This window comes from Microcystis sp. LE18-22.4A (assembly GCF_027531105.1).
Classification (GTDB): domain Bacteria; phylum Cyanobacteriota; class Cyanobacteriia; order Cyanobacteriales; family Microcystaceae; genus Microcystis; species Microcystis aeruginosa.
In genome coordinates, this window is record NZ_JAPZRB010000511.1 from 1 (window position 1) to 1,560 (window position 1,560).

Genomic DNA, 1,560 nt, shown 5'->3' on the forward strand with positions numbered 1-1,560 from the left:
CTTAGCATAGAAGACTGAGTAGTATGAGTTACAGCAGAGTTGGTTTGTTAATTTTGTCCATCAGTGTAATTCCAGCTAAATCTCTCACTTTTTTCCGTTATCAATTACTAAGGAGATTTCGATGGCTAAACAATATATGCCACTTGAAGATTGCTCTGGGTCTGCGGTATTGGGTGGAGAAATTCCGCAATTACGTCCCCCAGCATTTTCTGATGACCGACAATATACCACATTTAGCTATACCTATCATCCAGGGGGATCAGAAATTTCCGAAGCTGTTGCCCCTAATATTAGCACTCGTTTCTATGCCATCGAAGCAACTATTGATTTCTCCAAAGCTAAAGGGGACTTACAAGGTGTTCTGATGGCGCACGGCGGATGTTTTGGTGGACATAGTTTCTACATCTATCAGGGAAAACTATGTTATGTCTATAACTGGTTAGGACAACAACAGAAGATCACTTGTGATCTTCCTCGTCTTAGTAGCGAGGTGACACTCAAAGTTGCATTTGCCAAACCAAAGATAATCGCCCCTTCCGATGAAAAGTTGGGTGACAGCACAATAGATAAGATGAAACTGTATATTAATAACATCGAACAAAATGTCGATATTATAAGAACTTTATCAAATCATACTCCTAACTTCCTAACTCAATATAAACACGAGATTCCTTACGAGTTTCAAGGTGCGAAGCTGCAAAGAATTATCGTTACCATTACCAATGATGTTAGGGCGATAAATGATGTTCAATTATGAGAAAAAAGTTGACCACAATAAGTTAGATAAGTAGGCTGGTCTTATTAGACCTATTGTAAAAATCAAAAATTTTTGTTAGGGTTAGGAGTCAGCGGATAGAGTCGGCTTTTCTCTTAATCAAGAGATTGTTCAGTTATTTAGCCGAGCGAGCCAAACTTTTCGGCCTAGTTAAAGCTGAAAGGAAACGACACAGGGAAAGGGATGCTCTCTCTCAACAAATTTGGGGGGCTATTCCCTTAAGTTGACACCAATGGCAAGCTTTGCGCCCCTACATTGCAGCTGCCGTGACTGGTAAGGCCCTATAGCCTACGCCCTTTCTTCGATAAGATTTGCTCATTACCAAGACCCCAAGAGAGCCGAAAATACTCCCTAGTGGACTGTTTCAGCTAAAATAGGGCAATAGATTTCGGCTTAAAATCTTAGATTATAGAATTTATAGCATTTTTCTAATACACCAAATTAGCTGAAACAGTCCAGTAGGTTGCATTAGATAATCCCTTGGCGCAGTGGCAATTGTATTGCCTGTCCTGCCGCTCAAGTGACTATGTTGACACTCCCGTCGCGCTTATGCGAGGGATTCTTGGTTCACTGACTCAAGTTGTCTTAGCAGGTATTTCTACCAACCAAGATAGAGCTTAAATCTCCCCAAGCGTTTAGGTCTGACGACCAGCTTCCGATATGCCCTATCGTAGCTTTTTTGAGTATATTCAAGGCCGCCATTTTGTCTCTATCTTCCACATATCCGCAGGAACAAACATGAGTTCTAACTGATAGAGACTTTTGGATTAACCGACCACAATTAA

General features: G+C 41.0%; 2 protein-coding genes. One reads left to right on the forward strand and one right to left on the reverse strand.

Going from position 1 to position 1,560, the window contains the following annotated elements:
- The first annotated feature begins 136 nt into the window (after positions 1 to 136).
- Entirely contained in the window at positions 137 to 757 is a 621-nt protein-coding gene (locus O9295_RS21995) for a hypothetical protein (RefSeq protein ID WP_288035366.1), read from the forward strand.
- 603 nt (positions 758 to 1,360) lie between these two features.
- On the opposite strand, the gene O9295_RS22000 is transcribed toward O9295_RS21995, so the two are convergent.
- Positions 1,361 to 1,560: zinc ribbon domain-containing protein (locus O9295_RS22000; RefSeq protein ID WP_288035369.1), on the reverse strand; the 200-nt coding region annotated here is incomplete at its 5' end.